General features: G+C 72.3%; 13 protein-coding genes. 10 read left to right on the top strand and 3 right to left on the bottom strand.

What is annotated here, in order from left to right; all coding sequences use genetic code 11:
- The first annotated feature begins 131 nt into the window (after positions 1-131).
- The 4 genes from WME76_RS36030 to WME76_RS36015 all read left to right on the top strand — a co-directional run bounded on the left by WME76_RS36030 (position 132) and on the right by WME76_RS36015 (position 8,789).
- Complete coding sequence (locus WME76_RS36030) at positions 132-2,711, top strand: NADH-quinone oxidoreductase subunit L (RefSeq protein ID WP_437956715.1); 2,580 nt, start codon at positions 132-134, stop codon at positions 2,709-2,711.
- Between the two features lie 7 nt (positions 2,712-2,718).
- Entirely contained in the window at positions 2,719-4,962 is a 2,244-nt protein-coding gene (locus WME76_RS36025; protein ID WP_437956714.1) for a complex I subunit 4 family protein, read from the top strand.
- A 3-nt stretch (positions 4,963-4,965) separates the two neighbouring features.
- A complete protein-coding gene (locus tag WME76_RS36020; RefSeq protein ID WP_437956713.1) occupies positions 4,966-6,489 on the top strand; it encodes an NADH-quinone oxidoreductase subunit N in 1,524 nt (507 codons plus the stop codon).
- Between the two features lie 149 nt (positions 6,490-6,638).
- Positions 6,639-8,789 carry a beta-galactosidase gene (locus tag WME76_RS36015; protein WP_437956712.1) on the top strand — a complete coding sequence of 717 codons (2,151 nt, stop codon included), beginning with the start codon at positions 6,639-6,641 and terminating at the stop codon, positions 8,787-8,789.
- A gap of 273 nt (positions 8,790-9,062) precedes the next feature.
- Here the strand turns inward: WME76_RS36015 and WME76_RS36010 are convergent, their stop codons facing one another.
- Positions 9,063-9,917: a TM2 domain-containing protein gene (locus WME76_RS36010; RefSeq protein WP_437956711.1), complete on the bottom strand. Its 855-nt coding sequence runs from the start codon at positions 9,915-9,917 to the stop codon at positions 9,063-9,065.
- Between the two features lie 223 nt (positions 9,918-10,140).
- On the opposite strand from WME76_RS36010, the gene WME76_RS36005 reads away from it, so the two are divergent.
- A complete protein-coding gene (locus WME76_RS36005; RefSeq protein ID WP_437956710.1) occupies positions 10,141-11,289 on the top strand; it encodes an AI-2E family transporter in 1,149 nt (382 codons plus the stop codon).
- 22 nt (positions 11,290-11,311) lie between these two features.
- Here the strand turns inward: WME76_RS36005 and WME76_RS36000 are convergent, their stop codons facing one another.
- Together WME76_RS36000 and mrtC are read right to left on the bottom strand one after the other, a co-directional pair.
- Positions 11,312-12,055 carry an HAD family hydrolase gene (locus WME76_RS36000; protein ID WP_433930183.1) on the bottom strand — a complete coding sequence of 248 codons (744 nt, stop codon included), beginning with the start codon at positions 12,053-12,055 and terminating at the stop codon, positions 11,312-11,314.
- The gene (gene mrtC, locus WME76_RS35995) at positions 12,052-12,864 is read right to left on the bottom strand and encodes a myxosortase MrtC (RefSeq protein ID WP_437956709.1); all 813 of its coding nucleotides are present in this window, start codon (positions 12,862-12,864) and stop codon (positions 12,052-12,054) included. The genes WME76_RS36000 and mrtC overlap by 4 nt, the downstream gene beginning before the upstream one ends.
- A gap of 187 nt (positions 12,865-13,051) precedes the next feature.
- Here mrtC and WME76_RS35990 point away from each other — a divergent pair, with 187 nt between their 5' ends.
- The 5 genes from WME76_RS35990 (at position 13,052) to WME76_RS35970 (ending at position 20,579) form a co-directional block, all read left to right on the top strand.
- Positions 13,052-14,686 (top strand): extensin family protein, encoded by a 1,635-nt coding sequence (locus WME76_RS35990; RefSeq protein ID WP_437956708.1) that lies wholly within the window; start codon positions 13,052-13,054, stop codon positions 14,684-14,686.
- Between the two features lie 198 nt (positions 14,687-14,884).
- Positions 14,885-15,880 carry a serine/threonine-protein kinase gene (locus WME76_RS35985; protein WP_437956707.1) on the top strand — a complete coding sequence of 332 codons (996 nt, stop codon included), beginning with the start codon at positions 14,885-14,887 and terminating at the stop codon, positions 15,878-15,880.
- A complete protein-coding gene (locus tag WME76_RS35980; protein ID WP_437956706.1) occupies positions 15,877-17,310 on the top strand; it encodes a serine/threonine-protein kinase in 1,434 nt (477 codons plus the stop codon). Before WME76_RS35985 ends, WME76_RS35980 begins: the two co-directional genes overlap by 4 nt.
- A 92-nt stretch (positions 17,311-17,402) precedes the next feature.
- Positions 17,403-18,374: a hypothetical protein gene (locus WME76_RS35975; RefSeq protein ID WP_437956705.1), complete on the top strand. Its 972-nt coding sequence runs from the start codon at positions 17,403-17,405 to the stop codon at positions 18,372-18,374.
- A gap of 87 nt (positions 18,375-18,461) precedes the next feature.
- Positions 18,462-20,579: an ATP-dependent helicase gene (locus tag WME76_RS35970; protein WP_437956704.1), complete on the top strand. Its 2,118-nt coding sequence runs from the start codon at positions 18,462-18,464 to the stop codon at positions 20,577-20,579.
- The last annotated feature ends 15 nt before the right edge of the window (positions 20,580-20,594 follow it).

Raw genomic sequence — 20,594 nt, 5'->3', positions numbered from 1 at the left:
CCGGCCCTCCATTAACGTGCGGCTCCTCCGGCTTCGCGGGGGAGTCAACAGAGCCGACAGTCACGCTGTCGCGCGGCGTTTTCAGCGCAGAACGCGCGTGGCGGCCCACGTTCCCACCGGCTGACCCTACGATGCCCGACTACTCCGGCCAGGTCACGCACGTCCACGCGTCGCTGACGCCGCTCTGGTGGATCCCGCTCCTGCCCCTGCTCGGCGCGGCGGTGAACGCGCTCTTCGGCCGGGCGCTGCAGCGGAGCGCGTTCGGGCGCGACCTGTCGAAGCGGCTCCACATCGGGAGCCTCGGCGTCACGCTCGTCGCCGTGGGCGCCATGCTGGGCGCCTTCGCGCTCGGGCTCGCGAACTTCGTGCAGCTCGCCGGGCTCGATCCGGGCGAGCGCGCTCTCTACAGCTTCGCCTGGAAGATGGTCCGCATCGGGTCGCTCGACGCGAACTTCGCGTTCCTGATGGACCCGCTGAGCGGCGTGATGACGCTGATCATCACCGGCGTCGGCGCGCTCATCCATGTCTACGCCGCGGCGTACATGGAAGCGGAGCCGGCCTACTGGCGATTCTTCACGTACCTGAACCTCTTCGTCTTCTCGATGTTGCTCCTCGTCCTCGGGGACAACTTCATCGTGATGTTCTTCGGCTGGGAGGGCGTCGGCCTCTGCAGCTATCTGCTCATCGGGTTCTGGTACAGCGACTACAAGAAGGCCTCTGCCGGCATGAAGGCCTTCGTCGTGAACCGGGTCGGCGACTGGGGCTTCGTGTGCGGCCTCGCGCTCCTCTTCTGGGGCCTCGGCGCGAGGTGGCTCGACGACGGCCGGTACCTCTCCGACTACCGCGCGCGCTTCATCGCGGTGGCCGGAGAGGCGCACGGCGATCAAGGCGCCTCCGCCGGGGCGCGCGACGCGGCGGGGCAGCGCAGGACACCGCGGCTCGCGGGCGCGAAGGGCTATCTCACCTTCACCGGCCACCCCGGCGCGCGCGTGTACCTCGGTATCGCGAACGCGGCGCAGCTCGCCTCGAACCCGCCGCCGTTCGGCGTCTCGCCCTTCATCCGCAAGGAGATCGACGCCGGGGTGCACTCCGTGGTGATCGTGCCGGGCGACGGCGCCGTGATCGGGGGCGACGGCCTCGAGATCGCCGCGATCGATCGGATGCGCGTCGAGCCGGGCAAGGAGGTCGTGGTGGCGACCGTGGGCTCGACGGTCACCTTCCGCGAGATCCACGATCAGCTCGTGATCAAGGACGCGAGCGGCAAGGCCTTCCTCAGGGATGCGCTCCAGTCGAAGACGGTGTGGGGCGGCGTCGCGCTGGTCACGCTGGCCTGCCTCTTCCTGTTCGTCGGCGCGGCCGGCAAGAGCGCCCAGCTCCCCCTCCATGTCTGGCTGCCCGACGCGATGGCCGGCCCGACCCCCGTCTCCGCGCTGATCCACGCCGCCACCATGGTCACCGCCGGCGTCTACCTGATCGCGCGCCTCAACTTCGTCTACGCGCTGAGCCCGGTCGCCAGCGGGATCGTCGCGCTCGTCGGGGCCTCGACAGCGCTCTTCGCGGCCACGATCGGCTTCTTCCAGTACGACATCAAGAAGGTGCTCGCCTACAGCACGGTGAGCCAGCTCGGCTTCATGTTCATCGGGGTCGGCGTCGGGGCGTACTGGGCCGCCGTGTTCCACCTGATGACGCACGCCTTCTTCAAGGCGTGCCTCTTCCTCGGCTCGGGCTCGGTGATCCACGGGATGCACGCCGTGGAGCACGACGAGGCGGCGGCGCAGGACATGCGCAACATGGGCGGCCTCCGCCGCGTCATGCCGCGCACGGCGCGGACTTACCAGGTGGCGTGTCTCGCCATCACCGCCGCGCCCATCCCGTTCCTCGCCGGGTTCTGGTCCAAGGACGAGATCCTCTGGAAGGCGTTCGGCACCGAGAACACCGGTCCGATCCCGGGGCTGCTCATCTACGGCATGGGCCTGGCGGCGGCGCTCGGCACCTCGTTCTACATGTGGCGGAGCTACTACCTGACCTTCGAGGGGCCGCACGCCCGCAAGGAGATCAAGAAGAAGGTCCACGAGTCGCCGGCGGCGATCACCGGGGTGCTCGCGGTCCTGGCGCTCCTGTCGGCGCTCGCCGGCGTGGTGTTCGGCTTCTCGAGCCACTTCATCGGCGGCCACGGCGAGCCCCTTCTCGAAGAGTGGCTCCATCCGGTGTTCGCCCACGCGGACGTCTCGTTCCAGCGCCACGGGCTGGGGCTGGAGCTCGCGCTGATGGCGATTTCCGTCGGCGGCGCGATCGGCGCCTTCTCGCTCGCCCGCGCGCGTTACGGCGAGCGGCGCTCCCCGCGCTGGGAGTCCGAGGAGCGGCGGCTGCCGGGGTTCCAGCTCCTCTCGAACAAGTACCACGTCGACGAGATCTACGACGCGACCGTGGTGCGCGCCTTCCTCTCGCTGCGGCTCTTCTTCGCCGAGATGGATCGGTGGATCGTCGACGGCCTCGTCAACGGCGTCGCGGTCCTGGCCCGGGCCGCGGCCTGGGTCACCGGCGCCATCGATCGGTACCTCGTCGACGGCGTCGTGAACGTCGTCGCCGAGGGCACGCTGAGCGCGGGAGAGAAGCTCCGCACCCTGCAGACAGGGCGCATCCAGAGCTACATCTACCTTCTCCTGGGCGGCGTCGCCTTGCTCAGCATCGTTCATTATTTCCTGCGGTGAACGGCGGATGTCGAACCTCTCCTTCGTCAACATGCCTCGCGGATTCGCCCTCGCGAGCTCGGGCAGAGCCACCACCATGAAGCTCCTGATCTCCCTCCTGGCCGCGCTCTCCGTCGTGCTCGGGGCGGCGCTGCCCGCGCGGGCGCAGGCGCCGAGGGCGGCCGAGCCGCACGGCCAGATCGCGCTGCGCGCGGAGGCGCCCGGCGCCCCGGTCGAGCTCGCCGCGAGCGGGCCGGACTTCGCTGGCTCGTTCACGATCGAGAACCGCGGCGACGGCCCCCTCCGGGTGACGCGGGTGATCGTGCGCACGTCGCCCGAGGATCCGCGCGTCCCGCCGGGTGTCAGCGCGGAGCTCGAGGGCGGCGGCACCGCGGCGACCCTCGCGCCGGGCGCGAGCCGGAAGGTCGTGGTCCGGTGGAAGACCGCGGGCGCGCGCGCGCGCGAGCTCTACGGGCACGTCGTGGTCGAGTCGGACGCTGTCGCGGCCGGCGCGGCCGGCGTGGTGGAGCCAGCGCGGACCGTGGCGATGGGCATCCACGCGGAGCGCGGCCTCGGCTTCGTCGGCGACCACATCCTCTCGCTCATGACGTTCCTGCCGCTGCTCGGGGTGGTCGCGGTCTTCCTCGCGCACGTCCTGCGCCTCCGGGACGACAGGAAGCTCCGGCTGATGACCGTCGTGCTGATGGGCGTGAACCTCGTCCTCGCGGGGTGGCTCTACGCCCAGTTCGACCGGGGCTTCACCGCGGCCGACGGCAACGACGGCTACCAGTTCATCGAGCACGGCGTGTGGATCCGCTCGCTGAACGTCGAGTATTTCGTCGGCGTCGACGGCGTGTCGATCTCGATGGTCCTCCTGACCGCGCTGATCTCGTTCGTGGGCGCCCTCGCGAGCTACAGCGTCCAGGATCAGCTCAAGGGCTATTTCGCCATGTACAACCTCCTCGTCACGGGGATGTACGGCGTCTTCATCGCCCTCGACCTGTTCCTCTTCTTCGTGTTCTGGGAGGTGATGCTCCTGCCGATGTACTTCCTCATCGGCATCTGGGGCGGGCCGCGGCGCGAGTACGCGGCGATCAAGTTCTTCCTCTACACGCTGGCCGGCAGCGTCTTCATGCTGCTCGCGTTCATCTGGTTCTACCTGAACGCCGGCCACACCTACCTGGTCGACGGTCAGGCGACCGAGCGCATCTTCTCGATCCCGGAGCTCTCGCGCGTCGCCTTCACGGCGCAGGGGCTGGAGATCCTCGGCATCGCCGCGGTGAAGGTGGTCTGGGTCTGGCTCTTCGTCGGGTTCGCCATCAAGATCCCGATGTTCCCGTTCCACACCTGGCTGCCGGACGCCCACGTGGAGGCGCCCACGGCGATCAGCGTGATCCTCGCGGGGGTGCTCCTCAAGATGGGCACCTACGGCATCCTCCGCATCAACTTCTCCCTGCTGCCCGAGGCGACGCAGTGGGCCGCGCCGGCGATGGCGGCGTTCGGGGTGGTCAACATCCTCTACGGCGCCTTCTGCGCCATGGCGCAGAGCGACCTCAAGAAGCTCGTGGCCTACTCGTCGGTCAGCCACATGGGCTTCACGCTGCTCGCGCTCGGCGCGATGACGCCGCAGGGCATCCAGGCCTGCCTCGTCCAGATGTTCAACCACGGCCTGATCACCGGGATGCTCTTCACCCTGGTCGGCGTGATCTACGACCGCGCGCACACCCGGGACATCGACAAGTTCGGCGGCCTCGCCGCGGAGATGCCGCTCTACACGGCGCTCGTGGGCTTCGCGTTCATGGCGTCGCTCGGCCTGCCCGGCCTGTCGGGCTTCTGGGGCGAGGCGATGACGTTCATCGGCGCCTTCCCGCGCTACCGCGCCCTCACGATCCTCGCCGCGGTCGGCGTGATCGTCACCGCGGCCTACCACCTCTGGGCGCTCCAGCGGATGTTCCTCGGCACGTTCCGCGCGTCGTGGCGGCAGAGCAAGTACCTCGAGCCGTTCGGCGGGAAGTTCCCCGAGATCAACCGGCGGGAGCTCGCGTCGATCGCGCCGCTCGCGGCGCTGGTCCTCGTCCTCGGCTTCTGGCCGCGCCCGCTGCTCAGCCTCATCGACCGCGGGGCCCTCGAGGTGCATCGCCTCGTCGACAGGCCGGGGCAGTTCCAGATCGCCGGCGCGCCCGGCGTGGACAGCGCCGCGTCGGCCCGCGCCGCGCGGGCCCCGGAGCAGGGCGCCGCGGCGGGCCGGCGCGCCCTCGCCAGCGCCAGATAAGCCGTGGATACCCGCACCCTCGACAACCTGGAGAGCCTCGCGTACTTCGCGCCGGAGCTCGGCCTCATCGCCGCCGTCCTGCTGCTCGTCGCGTGGGACCTCGCCGCGCCGGCGCGCCTCAAGCTCGGCGGCCTCGTGATCATCAGCCTCGCGGCGCTCGGCTGGTCGGGCGGGGTGGGCGCGTACTTCCTGGCCAGCGACGCCGGGCCTCAGAACCTCTTCTACGGCCTGCTCGCGTTCGACCGCTTCTCGAACCTGTTCCGCGTGATCTTCGCGTTTGTCACCGCGGCGATCGTCCTCTTCTCGGTGCCGCCCTCGAAGGAGACGGGGGTCGAGCCCGAGCTCCGCCGCGAGACGGGCGAGTTCTTCACGCTGATCCTCGTGCTCTCGCTCGGCTTGAACCTCATGGCGGCGAGCCGCCACCTGTTGCTCATCTACCTGTCGCTCGAGCTCGTCAGCGTCATCAGCTTCGTGCTCGCGGGCTTCAAGATCAACGACGCGAAGTCGAGCGAGGCGGCGCTCAAGTACGTCATCTTCGGCGGCGTCGCGTCGGGGATCATGCTCTACGGGATGAGCTGGATCTTCGGCATCACCGCGTCGATGCGCCTCGGCGAGTGCGCGGCCCGGATCGCCGAGCTCACCGCGCAGCAGGGCAGGGTGCCCGAGGTCGTCTTCGTCGGCACGGCCTGCATCCTCGCGGGCTTCGGCTACAAGATCAGCGCCGCGCCGTTCCACATGTGGACGCCGGACGTGTACGAGGGCGCGCCCACCCCGGTGACCGCGTTCCTCTCGGTCGGGCCGAAGGCCGCGGGCTTCGCGGTGCTGGTCCGCTTCTTCTGGGACGCGCTCGGCGCCGCGAGCGCGCCGCCCGCCGTCGAGACGCCGTGGCCGGTGCTCGCCGGGTGCCTCGCGATGGCGACGATGACCATCGGCAACCTCTCGGCGCTCGGGCAGGAGAACGTGAAGCGCATGCTCGCCTACTCGAGCATCGCGCACGCCGGCTACATGCTGCTCGGCTTCTCCGTGTTCAGCGACGCCGGCCTCGCCGCGATCGTGTTCTACGTCGTCGCCTACTGCTTCATGAACCTCGGCGCGTTCATGGTGGTGATGGCCGTGGCCGAGACGAGCGGCGGCGACGAGACGCTCTCCGCCTTCCGGGGGCTCGGGCGCCGCGCGCCGCTCGTCGCGGCCTCGATGGCCGTGTTCCTCGTCTCGCTCACCGGCCTGCCCCCGATGGCCGGCTTCGTCGGCAAGTTCTACCTCTTCTCGGCGCTGATCTCCGCCGGGGGCGCGTGGAGCTGGGTCCTGGCCGTCGTCGGCGTGGTGAACAGCGTGATCTCGCTCTTCTATTACGCGCGCGTGCTCCGCGCGATGTACCTCGAGCAGGGCGAGCGCACCGAGCCTGCGCCCGTGCGGCGGCTGCTCGGCGCGATGACCTGCGCGTTCGCGGTTCCGACCCTGCTGCTCGGGGTCTACTGGGGGCCCGTTTACGATTTCGTGGCGCGCTCCCTGACGATCATCCGCTGACCGCGGGCCGACATGCGCTGCTGGCCGCGCGCACCATGGATGACGTGCGCTGACCGCGCGCCGCGCCGCCGTCGCCCCCGGCCGGCGTGCTCGCCGGACCGCACGCGGCGGTATCGATCTCCCGGCGATCCTTGCTAGTGTGCGCGCGCGTGGCCACGACGCAGGACGCGAGCTCTCCAGAGGAACGCTTCACGCGGGGGGTCCGCCTCGTCCCGGGCGGCCTCGACATCGGCGGCAAGCTGGTCCCGCTGTACGCCGGCAGCCTGCACTACTGGCGGCTCGACCCGCCGGACTGGCGCGCCTGCCTCGAGGCGACGCGCGCGCTCGGCGTTCACCTGATCGACATCTATGTGCCGTGGGCCGTTCACGAGACCGGCCCGGGCCAGTTCGATTTCGGCCAGATCGACCCGCGCCGCGACGTCGGCGCCTTCCTCCGGCTCGCGCACGAGCTCGGCTTCCACGTCATCGCCCGCCCCGGCCCGCACATCAACGCGGAGCTCACCGGCTTCGGCATCCCCGAGCGCATCCTCTGGGACCCGAGCTGCCAGGCCCGCTCGGCGCGGAACAACCCGGTCGTGCTCCCGATGCTGCCGTACGGGTTCCCGGTGCCGAGCTACGCGAGCGACGCGTTTCACGACGAGGTCGCCCGTTACTTCCACGCGCTCGGCCCGGTGCTCCGGCCGCACCTCCATCCGGACGGGCCGATCGTGCTCGTCCAGATCGACAACGAGGGCGCGCTCTACTTCCGCGACGGGGCGTACGACCAGGACTACCACCCGGACGCGATTTCCCTGTACCGCGGGTTCCTGCGCGAGAAATACCGCACGATCGAGGCGCTCCAGCGGGCGTACGCGCGGCGGGCGGAGCCGGCGCCGGAGGGCGCCGCGCCCGAGGACGCCGCGGCGGCGCTCCTGCGCGCGGTCGCCCGCGAGCGCGCGCCCGCCGACGAGGGCGACCTGCGGTTCGCGACCATCACGCCGCCGGTCGCCTTCGACGCCGAGACGCCGGCCGATCTCGCGCGCCACCTCGACTGGAGCGAGTTCCACGAGCACCTGCTCGAGACCGCCATGGGCCGCTTCGCGAAGGCGCTCGCCGCGGCCGGCGTCGACGGCCTGCCCACGATGCACAACTTCCCGATGGGGCAGGAGGCGACGCCGCTCAACGCCGCCCGCATCTCGCGCGTCGTCGACCTCGTCGGCCTCGACTACTACAGCGTCGCGAGCCCGAGCAGCCGCCAGATCATCGCCCGCCGGACGAGCGAGCTCGCCGTGCGCTGCGAGGCGCTCTCGCTGCCGCCCTTCGCGTGCGAGATGGGCGCCGGCTTCCCGCCGTTCTTCCCGCCGCTCGAGGAGCGCGACAGCGTCTTCGTGATGATGGCGGCGCTCGCCTACGGGCTGCGCGGGTACAACATCTACATGGCGGTCGAGCGCGATCGCTGGATCGGCGCGCCGATCGATCCGCACGGCCGCCCGCGCCCGTTCGCCGCGTTCTGGCGGAAGCTCTCCGCGGCGCTCGAGGCGACGGCGTTCCACACGCTCCGCCGCCCGGCGCCCGTGCGCATCGTCACGCCGCGCACCGAGCGCCGGCTGAACCGCGTGATGCACGCGTTCGGCCCGCTCACCGGGGCCTTCTTCTCGATCCTGAACTTCGGCGCGCGCGACCGGTGCCTCGAGGACGATCTCGGCCTCGGCTACCCGCTCGCGGTGGAGTCCGACACGTTCGTGCGCGCGTTCGAGGAGGCGCTCGACGGGCGCGGCGTCCCCTACGCCCACGTGGGCGGCGAGGACCGCGACGTCTCGCTCGCCGGCGCGCGCTGGATCATCTGCGCCACCGCGGGCGGCCTGAGCCCCGAGCTGTTCGCGCGGCTCGAGGCGGCGGCGGGGCAGGGGACGCTGATCACGCTCGGCCCGCGCGAGCCCGCGTTCGACGGCGCCTTCCGCCAGCTCCCGCAGCCTTACGACCTGAAGCGGCTCCTCGCCCCCGGCCAGAACCTGCCGGCGCTGCTCCAGGACGACCCCGCGGCGGCGGACAGCGCGGTGTCGCGCGCCATCGACGCGCTCGGCCTGCCGACCTTCGCGTGCGATCCCAGCACCGTGTTCGCCACGCTGCACGAGGACGCATCGGGCGCCCCGCGGGTGCTCTTCCTCTTGAACCCCGAGGACGCTGACGTGGTGGCGCGCGTCACCGTGCGCGCGTCGCGCGCGCGCGACGTGCTGGACGACGCGCGCTTCGAGGCGCGTCGAGGGGCGCTGGAGGTGCGGCTCATGCCCCGCACCGTGCGCATGCTGGCGCTGGAGTGACGGGCGCGGCGGAGCGATCCGGGGTTCGCTCCATGCATTCTTGGATACCGAGGGACGCGCCGAGCGCGCCGATCGGCGCGCGATCTCCTGGTCGTGACCCGCGGTGGAGAGCTCGTAGTCGTTGCCCGGCTGATCGAGGGGGGGCTCGGACGAGAGAGCGAGTTGAACCGACTCGACGCCAGGGACGTGAGGACGTGAGAAGAGCTCTCCGGGGTGCTCCAGGCGTGCCTGGCGTCTTCGCCTGTCTCGTCCGGGCCGCTGCGCGCTGGCCTGTCAGCGGTCGAACCGCAGCGAGTTGCCTTCCGCGTCGCGGAAGCGGCCCATGCCGATCATGAGCGTGTCGATCAGCGACCAGATGCCGAGTCCGCCGCACGTCAGGAGCTTGGCGATGCCGAGGCCGGTCTGGCCGAGGTAGAAGCGATCGGCCCCCAGGGTCCCCAGGAAATACGAGAGCAGAAAGAGCGTGGACTGGCTCCTGGTCGGGTGACCGACGGGCGGGTCGCGCTTGAGCACGAGGCCCTGGGCATCTCGCATGGAACCCGTGCCGATCAGGATCACGTCGATGAGGGTCCAGAAGCCGAGACCACCGCACGTGAACAGCTTCAGGAGCCCGAGCCCGGTCTGGCCGAGGTAGAAGCGGTCGACGCCGAAGATCCCGAGAAACGCTGCGAGCAGGAAGGCTGTCGCCTGGTCCTTGTCCGAGGTGCCCTGGATCGGGCCGGGGTGCGACGGTCCGCCGCCGTACGCGGGCGGCGGCCCCCATCCACTTCCCGGCGGTCCGCCCGGTCCTCCCGGCGGCGGTCCCCAGCCAGCCCCCGGCGGCGAGTATCCCCCGCCGGGCGGCGAGTATCCCCCGCCGGGCGGCGGGTATCCCCCGCCGGGCGGCGAGCCCCACCCTGCGCCCGGTGGCGGGTATCCCCCGCCGGGCGGCGGATATCCCCCTGTCGAGGGCGCGCCACCGCCGCCGGGCGTCACGCCCTGTCCGCCGGGCGTCACGCCCTGTCCGCCCGGCGTCACGCCCTGTCCGCCTGGCGGGCTCGTCCCCCAGCCACCGCCGTTTCCCCAGCTTCCGCCTCCGTTGCCCCAGCCATCGCCTCCGGGCGGAACCCCACCACCGCTCGTGCTCATCCTTGCTCCCTCCAGCGGACGTGGCGGCGATGGCTGTCGTGCGCCTTCGCGGTCGTCGGCCGAGCTTGACTGTATCGCGGAATCTGCGCGCTGCGCTCGAGGAGCCGTGGAAATCGCTGGTGTATGCCGGACGCCCACCCTACCTTGGGCCCGCAACGGGCCGCCGAGGGCGGCGTACAGGCAAGCGCACACGGCAATGAACGAACCTCAGTCCGATCGATGGTTGTCGTTTGCCCTCCGGGCGGGGCTCGTCGCGCTGTTCTTCTGGATGGTCAAAGGGCTGCTCGTTCCGGTCCTGCTCGGCGGCCTGGTCGCGCTCCTCGTCTCCCCCCTCCAGCGCCGCCTCTCGCCTCGACTCGGCCGCTTCCGCAAGTTCGCGCCCGCGATCTCCACGGTCAGCGTGGTCATCCTCGTGTGCATCCCGCTCACGGTCATCATCATCGAGGCCTCCGCCTCGATCAGCCGCTTCTTCGCCCGGGACTGGTCCAGCACCATCGAGCGCTTCCAGGGCATCCTCAACGACGGGCGGATAACGGGGCTGATCAACAGGGCCGGCCTGTCCGGGGACGACGTCCGCAACTACGTGAGCAACCTGTTCCAGCGGGTGGGCAGCTCGATGGCGGGCTTCGCGGGGGGCATGGTCGCCGCGGTGCCGCAGTCGATCGTCGACGCCTTCCTGTTCACCGTGGCGCTCTATTACCTTCTCCGCGACGGCGGCCTGCTGCTGCGCTGGCTGCTCACGCAGTCGCCGTTCCGGCACGAGGAGACGGATGTCCTCTTCGCCTCGATCCAGGACACGGTGCACGGCGCGGTGCTCGGCCTGCTCGCGACAGCCGCCGTCCAGGGGACGCTGACGACGGTCGCGCTCTTCGTCTTCAAGGTGCCGGGCGCGTTCCTGTTCGGCCTGCTGGCCACGCTGCTCTCGCTCGTGCCCATGATCGGGACAACGCCGGTGACGCTGGGCGCGGCCATCTACCTGTTCATCGTCGGGCGCATCGGCGGCGGCATCGGCATGTGCGTCGCGGCTGGCCTGATCGGGCTCTCGGACAACGTGATCCGGCCGTGGGTCCAGAGCTCGCACGGCGGGATGCACCCGCTCATCGCCCTGCTCAGCATCTTCGGCGGCCTCGAGCTGTTCGGCGCGGCCGGGATCTTCATCGGCCCGGTCGTCGCCGCCATCGTGCTCTGGGCGGTCAACACGCGGTCCTCCCTCTCTCGCTCGAGCCTCCCGCTCGGCCTGCACGCCTCGCAGCCGCCGCCGGCCTCGCTGGGGCCGACGTCGCGACCGCCGCCGATGTCCGGCGCGCCGCCGACGTCGCGGCCGCCGCCGACGTCAGGCGCGCCGCCGGCGTCGCGGCCGCCGTCGTTCTGAGGCGGCAGCGCGCGGCGCACGCTCACCAGCGCTCGATGCGGTATCCGCGCCGCTCGGCGACCCGGCGCAGCCTGGGATCGGGGTTGACGGCGACCGGCACGGCGACGAGCTCGAGGAGCGGCAGATCGCTGATGCTGTCCGTGTAGAACGTCGCCTCTTCCAGCCGGAACCCCTGCGCGTCGGCGAGCGCCCGCGCGCGCGCGACCTTGCCTTCTCCGAAGCAGAGCGGCTGCTCGGCGCGGCCGGTGAAGCGCCCGTGCTCGTCGATCTCGAGCACGCTCGAGACGAGGTGCTCGATCCCGAGCCGCCTGGCGAGCGGGTGCGAGGCGTAGCGCGACGCGCCGGTCACGATGGCGCAGAGGTCTCCTGCTGCCTTGTGGCGCCTCACGGCCTCGCGCCCCCCGTCGGCGATGTGCGGCTCGACATGGAGCCGGAACCAGTCGTCGCAGCGGGCCGCCATGACGGTCTCGGGCATACCTTCGAGCGAGAGCAGCGCCCGCTCGGCGACCTTCACGGCGTCGAGCACGCCGAGCGTGTATTGCCCGACCCAGTAGAGGGTCCTCAGCAGATCGCGCGTCGTCGCCTCGCCGATCTGGCGCTGGTACTTCACGTAGAGGCTCGCCGTCTCCTTGCGCAGCAGCGTGCGGTCCATGTCGAACAGCGCCGCGCGCCGGCGCGCCGCGCGGCCGCCCTGCGGCGCGGCGCCGTCGTGCCGCGCCGGCGCGCCGGGGCTGCGCGGCGCCGTGTCGTCGAACGAGGTGCTCACGGCGATAGACCGTAACCGCGGGCGAGGGTGAGGGAGAAGAGGTTGCACGCCGCGTGGAACACGAGCGGCGCCCCGACGCCGCCCGTGCGCGCCCGCAGCCACCCGAAGAGGAGCGCCGGGAAGAACACGGCGAGCCGCGCGGGGTGCTGGATCGTGAGCACGTGCCCGATCGCGAAGATCGCCGACGAGATCAGCCACGCCGGGCCGAGCCTCGCGCCGAGGACGCGGACGCGCGGCGGGAAGACGCGGTCGAGGGCGCTCTGGAGGTAGCCGCGGAAGAACGCCTCCTCGGGCAGCGCGACCACGAGGAGCTGCGCGGCGATCTCGTCGACGGAGGGCGGGCGCAGCACGAACGGCGAGGTCGCGCCCCAGTACAGCCGGTAGCCGAGCCAGAACGGCGGGAACACGATCGCGGCGGCCAGGGCCGCCCACGCGACGGCGCCGAGCGCGGCGCGGGCGAGCCGCCCGGCCGACAGCGGCACGGGCTCGAGGATCCCGCCGAGCGACAGGCCGTGGTCGCGGATGGTCACCTCGTCGTACCGCAGCACGAGCCAGAACGTCGCCGCGAGGAACGTGAGGCCCACGAGCGTGCCCGCGTAGCTCGCCGGCGCCGCGTAGGACACCGCGGTCACCGCGGCGGTCGTGGCGGCCGCGGCGAAGAGCGCGCGCGCGGCGGTGGGCTCGGGAGGCCGCGGGCGCTCGCCGCGGAGCGCGCTCGCGGCGTCCACGTCGGCGGGCGTGCCGGGGGCCTCGCCGCCGGCTCGGGGGTTCGCGTCGCGGCTCGGGTCGATGGGGGTCGGCGGTTGCAAGGCGTGTTCGTCGCGGAGGCGCGCGCGGGATCGCGGCGCCGCGGGCGTCGGCGCGCGCTCAGCGTAACCGCGAGCACGCCGGTCCGCGATGGTCAGCGCTGGACGGGGCGCGCTGGGCGCTGCTCACCGGTCCAGCCTGCGCCCATTTTCTAGCCTTCCCGCGCGGTCTCGTTAGAGTGCGGCCGCTGTGCCGTATTCCCGACTTCGCTGTCTGCTGAAGCCGCTGGCTTGCGCGCTGCTCGCGTCCGTCGCGTCGCTCTCTCCGGGGTCCGCGTCGGCCGCGTCGCCGTTCCTCATGACGCCGGACGCGAGCATCGTCGAGGCGTCGCCGGCGTACCGCTACGCCAACATGACGGACGACGAGGCGATGGCCGAGCTGGATCGCCGGAAGATCCTCTACATCAAGGTCGACCGTGCGCCCGGGGTGCGCGCGCCGATCCGGCTCACGAGCCGGCTGAACGGCGTGCACTTTCATTCGGTGCTCCCGCCCGAGCAGCGCGTGACGAGCGTGTTCGAGATCCTGGACGCGCGCCTCGCGCTCGCGCTCGACGATTTCGCGGCCTTGCTGGCGCGGCACGATATCGACGAGGTCGTCCATTACACGATGTATCGACCCAACGTGCCGATGCCGGGCCGCGACGGCGCGGGCCACGAGGGAGATCACGGGCACCCGACCGCGCAGGCGTCGCCCGCGGACAGCGCCGTCCGCAAGGGGTCGCCGAAGCCCGCCCGGCCCGTGGGCCTCGGCGAGAAGGGGGCGCTCGACGCGACGTCGAAGGCGCCGAAGGAATCGCCGAAGCCGGCGCCGTCCGTGGACCTCGGCGAGAAGGGGGCGCTCGACGCGACGAAGGTGCCCGAGGAATCGCCGAAGCCGGCGCCCGTGGACCTCGGCGAGAAGGGGGCGCTCGACGCGACGAAGGTGCCCGAGGAATCGCCGAAGCCGGCGCCCGTGGACCTCGGCGAGAAGGGGGCGCTCGACGCGACGAAGGCACCCGAGGAGCGCCCGCGACACCCGAAGGAGAAGGGCGCCGCGAAGACCGTGGCGAAGAAAGGCGCCGCGGAGGCGGGCCCGAAGGGCGCCGCGGGGGCGGGCCCGAAGGGCGCCGCGGAGGCGAGCCCGAAGGACAGGGGCGTCGCCGAGGCCATTGCGAAGGAGAAGGGCGCCGCCGGGACAGCTCCGAAGGACAAGGGCACCGCCGGGACAGCTCCGAAGGACAAGGGCGCCGTGGAGGCCGTTGCGAAGCAGAAGGGCACCACCGGCGCAGCTCCGAAGGAGAAGGTCGTCGCGAAGCCGAAGAACGCCGCGGAGGCCGCCCGAAGCGCCGCTCCGAGCGCACCGGCCGATCGGCCGGGGGCGGCCGCGGCGCGCAGCGGGCCCTCAAAGACGGCCGGCAAGGCCGGGACCCGGCGCGTCGCGCTCCGCGAGCCCGTGGGCTCGACCCGCGCCACCGCGTCCTCGCCCAGGCGCCGCGGCGACGTCGCGCTGCGCAGCGACGTGGTTCAGAAGCCGCGCGGCACGTGGGCTCCGCCTGGCACGCGTCACCCCGCGGGCCTTGCCATCGACGTCGGCGCGCTCAGGAAGCGCGACGGCACCTGGATCAGCGTCGCCCGCCATTTCCACGGCCGCATCGGGGACAGGACGTGCGGAGAAGGGGCGCCCCAGCCCGAGCTCCCCGAGGCGCGCGAGCTCCGGTCCATCGTGTGCGAGGCGGCCGATCTCGGGATTTTTACATACGTACTGACGCCCAATTACAACGCGGCGCACGCCGACCATTACCATATGGAGATCAAGGCCGGCGTCCGCTGGTTCCTCTATCACTGAGCGCGCGCCGCGCGCCGGATCCCGCTGCACAGCCCTGAAACGGCGCGCAGCGCGCGCCACTGCACATCCGTTGATTGCGCGTTTTTTGGTGAGTCGCGCGCTTTGTTCGCGCAACTTTCGCCGTGAGAGCGACGATTCCTTCCCCGAACGAAGGCGCCGGCCCTCCGCCGCGCGCCCCCGCAAGGGAGGTCGACGGACATGGTGCAAGAGAACGACGGACAGCCGCTCCCGGGGACTCCATACCGCCTGCTCCGGAGGATCGGGGCGGGCTCGTGCTCCGAGGTCTTCGAGGTGCTGGGGCGCCGCGGACAGCTCCGGGCGCTCAAGCTGCTCCGCGCCATGCACGAGGGATCGAGCGAGATCAGCGCGCGCCTCGTCCAGGAGGGGCGCGCCCTCGCGGCGCTGAGCCACCCGCACATCGTGAAGGTCGAGGAGGTCGGCGTGACGGGCGACGGCCGGCCGTTCCTCGTCATGCCGCGCCTCTTCGGCGAGACGCTGCGCGAGCGGCTCGACGCGCGGGGCCCGCTCGCGACGCCCGCCGCCGTGCGCATCGCGATCCAGGTGCTCGGCGGGCTCGCGGCGACGCACCGGGCCGGCATCGTCCACCGCGACGTCAAGCCGGCGAACGTCTTCCTCGTGCAGCCGAGCGCCGGCGGCGAGCACGGCGCCGACGATCTGGAGTGCGCGCCCGGCGCGCTCGAGATCGACCACGCCGTGCTCATCGACTTCGGCATCGCGAAGGTGAGCTGCGACGGGCTGGAGCCGTCGACCGGCTCGAACGTCCTCGGCACGCCGCGCTACCTCTCGCCGGAGCAGATCCGGGGCGAGGAGGTCGACGCGCGCACCGACGTGTACGCGGTGGGGCTCCTGCTCTTCGAGGCGATCACCGGGCGAGGCCCGTTCCCGGTGGTCGACTCCATGGCGGTGATGCGGGCGCACCTCCACACGCCGGCGCCGCGGCTCCGCTCGCTCCTCTGGGTACCTCCGGCGCTCGACCACGCTGTCGCGCGCGCCCTGGAGAAGGACCCGGCGCTCCGCTGGCAGACGGCCGACGCGATGGCCGCCGCGCTCGCGGAGGCGCAGGGAGAGAACGGCGGCAGGGAGACGCCGTCCGACGGCGGCGCAGGGCTCGCCGCCCCGCCGGCCGGCGAGCGCGGCGCGCGGTCGCTGCTCGCGCACGGAGCGGCGCGATGAGCGGCGCGCCGGCGGAGCGCTCCGAGGCGGGCACCTTGCTGTACGCGCGCGGCGCCTTGCTCGCGCCGAGCCACCCTCGCGCGCGGCAGCGCGGCGCGCTCGTCGAGGGCGGGTCCAGCGCAGGGACGCGTCAGCTCCGCGCGTCCGAGATCGGCTCTTGCGCAGGGGCGCGCCAGCTCGGCGCGTCCGAGATCGAATCTTCCGCAGAGACGCGGCAGCTCCGCGCGCTCTTCGAGGGCGAGCCGCTCCCGGGCACGCCCTACAGGGTGGTGCGCCTGCTCGGCCAGGGCGGCATGGGCGAGGTGTACGAGGTCGAGCACCGCGAGCTCGGCCGGCGGTTCGCGGTGAAGGTGCTGCACCGGATCCACGCCGGCCGCCTCGATCTCTCGGCGCGCATGCGCGCCGAGGCGCGCTCGATCGCCCTCCTGCGCCACCGGAGCCTCCCCGAGGTGTTCGACCTCGGCGCGACCGACGGCGGCCGCCCCTACTTCGCCATGGAGCTCCTCGAGGGGCGCGATCTCAGGACCGAGCTCGCGCGCCTCGGCGTTGTCGCGGTCCCGACCGCGCTCGGCCTGGTCCTGCAGGCCCTCTCCGCGCTGTCGCTCGCGCACTCGGCGGGCATCGTCCACCGCGACCTCAAGCTCGAGAACCTGTTCCTGTGCGACGACGGCACGCTCAAGGTCCTCGACTTCGGCGTCGCGAAGCTCCTCCACGCCGGCGCCTCGCTGACCGACCCGGACGCTGTCATCGGCACGCCGAGGACGATGGCGCCCGAGCAGTGCGCCGCGCGGCCGATCGATCCGCGCGCGGACATCTACGCGATGGGCCTCGTCCTCTACGAGCTCGTCGCCGGGCGGGGCCCGTTCGACGAGCTGCGCGGCCGGCGCGACGCGCTCCGCTTCGCCCACTGCGAGCGGGAGCCGCCGCCGCCGTCGCGCTTTGCGCCGCAGCCGATCCCGCCCGCGGTCGAGCGGCTGATCCTGCGCGCGCTCGCGAAGGCCCCGGAGCACCGCTTCCAGACGGCCGCCGACATGGAGGCCGCTGTGCGCCGGCTGCACGACGGCGCGCAGCCCGGCGCGGCGCCGTCGTCCGTCGCGAGGGAGCTCACCCCCACCGCGACCGACGCGCCTGCGTCCGTCGCGAGCGCGCACGGCGCGCCGCAGCGTCGCCTGCGGCCCGCCTCGTCGATCGGCGGCAGGCCCGGCGCGGCGCTCCTCGCGCGCCGGCCGCGGGCGCGCTCGCGCCAGCGCGCGCGCGCGTCGATCGCGAGCGCGCGCGCCGGGTCGCGCGCCGCCGCGCTCGGGATCTGCGCGCTCGCCCTCGCGTCCGCCGCGCTCGTGCTCGCGCTCGCGCAGCGCTGGCTCCCTGACAGCGATCCTCCCTCGCCGGTGCCGCGCGCCGCCGCGCAGGTGCGCTCGGCTGTAAGGTAGCCTCGTCGAGCCCGTTCTCCGGTCGACACCGCATCACCGCACTGCGGAGTGGAGGCACCATGGACCGGACGCGACGAATCGGGCTGGCTTGTTTGGCGATATCGCTCCTCGCGAGCACGGCGTCCTGCGGCGGCAGCACCGCGCCGCGCCCCGCGGACGCCGCGCCGGCCGGGAGGAGCGCCGTCGCGACTGCGAGCGACCCCGGCGTCGCGCCCTCCGGCGCGAGCGGCTTTCCTGACGGCGCCGCCTTCGAGCCGGGCGCTCCTCCCCCGGCGGCGCCGCTCGACGCGTCGCCCTCCGCGCCCTCGGTCGACTTCGAGCGCCCCGCCGCCGCGCAGGGCGCCGGCCGCGGCGGCGAGGGCGCGGCGCGGAGGTCGCCGAGCCGCGAGATCGCGCCGGAGCCGATCGAGCGCCCGGGGCTCGGCACCGAGTGGGGCGAGACGCGCGTCTCCCGCATCTCGACCGCGCCATTCGTGCGGGGCGATTTCGAGCGCCCGTTCGCGGTCGCGAGCCTGCTCTACAACGACGCCGAGGGCGCCCGCGCCATGGCGAGCGCGTCCGGCTTCCGCCGAACGTCTCCGCAGGCGTTCACCCTGGCCGGCGGCGCCGTCGCGGTAGGGCTCCGCGCCGAGGGTGGCGGCTTCCTGAGCGGCTTCGTCGCCGGCGAGACCAGCCACGTCGTCGGCGAGGCCGGCCAGCGCTACAGCATCGTCCTGCGCAACCTCACGCCGACCCGCATCGAATGCGTCGTCTCCGTCGACGGCCTCGACGTCATGGACGGCCAGCCCGCGGCGTTCGGCAAGCGCGGTTACCTGGTCGAGCCGCACGACGAGCTCGAGATCGACGGCTTCCGCCAGAGCATGGACACGGTCGCGGCGTTTCGCTTCGGCTCGGTCCGCGGCTCCTACGCGAACCAGAAGCACGGCGACGCGCGGAACGTCGGCGTGATCGGCGTGGCCCTCTTCCACGAGCGCGGCACGACGCCCTGGACGCTCGACGAGCTCCAGCGCCGCCGCGAGGCCAACCCGTTCCCCGGGCAATTCGCCACGCCGCCCGGCCGCTGAGCCTTTCCCGCGGGCTTCCGTGCCGCCGCCGCGCTCCGGGAAAATCAAGCTCCCGCTCCGGCCTCCTTCGGGCTACGCCACGCCCCGGTGACGAGCTTATTGAACCCGTCTCAACGTGCGGCCGTCGAGCACGAGCTCGGGCCAATGCTGGTGCTCGCGGGCGCCGGGTCCGGCAAGACGCGGGTGGTGACCACGCGCATCGCCCGCCTGCTCGACCGCGGCATCTCTGCGCGCTCCATCCTGGCGATGACCTTCACCAACAAGGCCGCCGCCGAGATGCACGAGCGCGTCGGCAAGCTGGTCGGCTCGAAGGTCGCGCGCGAGCTCAAGGTCTGCACCTTCCACCGCTTCGGCCTCGACGTGCTCGGCGCGGAGACCCGCGCGCTCGGCCTGCGCGGCGGCTCCTTCGCCATCTTCGATCAGTCCGACGCGCTCGGCGTCATCCGCGAGATCCTCCGCGAGCTGCGCGCCGGGAAGAGCTACGACGTCGGCGCCATCCTCTCGCGCATCTCGAACGCCAAGAACGCGTTCCTCGACGCCGAGTCGTGGGCCGAGGCGCAGCGGCAGGGCAAGGGCATCGACGAGTACGACGAGATATCGATGCTCGTCTACCCGCGCTACATGGCGGCGCTGCGCTCGTTCCAGGCGTTCGACTTCGACGACCTCATCTGCGAGGTGGTGCGCCTCTGGCAGACGCGCGCCGACGTCCTCGATCGCTGGCGCATGCGCTATCGCTTCGTGATCGTCGACGAGTACCAGGACACGAACCGCGCCCAGCTCGAGCTCCTGCGCCTGCTCTGCGGCGAGCACCGGAACGTGGTCGTCGTCGGCGACGACGACCAGTCGATCTACGCCTGGCGCGGCGCCGACGTGCGCAACATCCTCGACTTCGAGGAGCACTTCGCGGGCGCGAAGGTCGTCAAGCTCGAGCACAACTACCGCTCTCGCAAGCCGATCCTCGACGTGGCGAACGCGGTGCTCGCCAAGTCGGGCGGCCGGCGGCACAAGAAGTCGCTCATCGCCACGCGCATGGAGGGCGACAAGGTGCGCTCGATCATCTGCGTCGACCCGGACGTCGAGGCGAGCTTCGTGGCCACCGAGGCGCAGCGCCTCCTCGAGCGGGAGGGCGCGCGGCCGAAGGACATCGCCGTGCTCTACCGCTCGAACCTCCAGGCCGCCGCGATCGAGTCCGCCCTGAAGGAGAGGCAGATCCCGATCCGGATGATCGGCGGCCAGCAGTTCTTCGAGCGCAAGGAGGTGAAGGACCTCATCGCCTACCTCCGCGTCGCGCTCAACCCGAACGACGAGATGTCGCTGCGGCGCATCGTGAACTACCCCGCGCGCGGCGTCGGCGACGCCGCGGTCGCCAAGCTCGGCGCCTACGCGACCGCGCACGACGCCTCGCTCTGGACGGCGGTCTCGCGGCCGCACGCCATCCACGAGCTGAGCGCCGCGGCGATCGAGGGGTGCCGCCAGCTCCTCCGGATCATCGAGGCCGCGCGCGCGCGGCTCGATCGCGGCGAGCCCTCGGCGGAGATCGCCCGCGCGCTCCTCGCGGACGCCGGCTTCAAGGAGGACATCATGGCCGGCTCCTCCACGAACAACGCCGCGGCGCGCCGCTGGGGCAACCTCGAGGGGCTGCTCAACGTCTTCGCGCGCCGCGACGAGAAGGGGAAGGGGGATCGCGAGAACTTCGCCGAGTTCTTGCGGCTGCTCGCGCTCCGGCAGGACTCCGAGGAGGAGGAGGCCACCGACCGCGTGACGCTCACCACGATGCACGGCGCGAAGGGGCTGGAGTTCCCTTACGTCTTCGTGATCGGCCTGGAGGAGGGGCTGATGCCCCACCAGCGCAGCCTCGACGAGCGCGCCACGGACGCTGCGCCGATCAGCGCGGAGGGCGGCGAGACGGGCGGCCACAGCATCGAGGAGGAGCGGCGGCTCTTCTACGTCGCGGTCACGCGGGCCCGCGATCGGCTCTACCTCACGCGGGCGAAGCACCGCGGCTCGCGCGGCAAGATGGTGCCGAGGACGCCGAGCCGGTTCGTGCTCGACATCCCCCCCGAGCTCCTCGACGAGCGCGAGGAGCTCGCGCCCGTCGCGCCCGGGATGGAGAAGGTCAAGGCGGGCGCCGCCGGCGTGCTGGCCGCGCTGGCCATGAACCCCTTCGCTGGCGATCCTCCAGTCATCCCCCGCCGCCGGCTCTAGCGCGGTCTTTCCCCG

The sequence above is a fragment of the Sorangium sp. So ce119 genome (genome assembly GCF_051524405.1).
In the GTDB taxonomy this organism is placed as follows: domain Bacteria; phylum Myxococcota_A; class Polyangia; order Polyangiales; family Polyangiaceae; genus Sorangium; species Sorangium cellulosum_G.
This window is presented reverse-complemented; position numbering and strand designations above follow the sequence as displayed.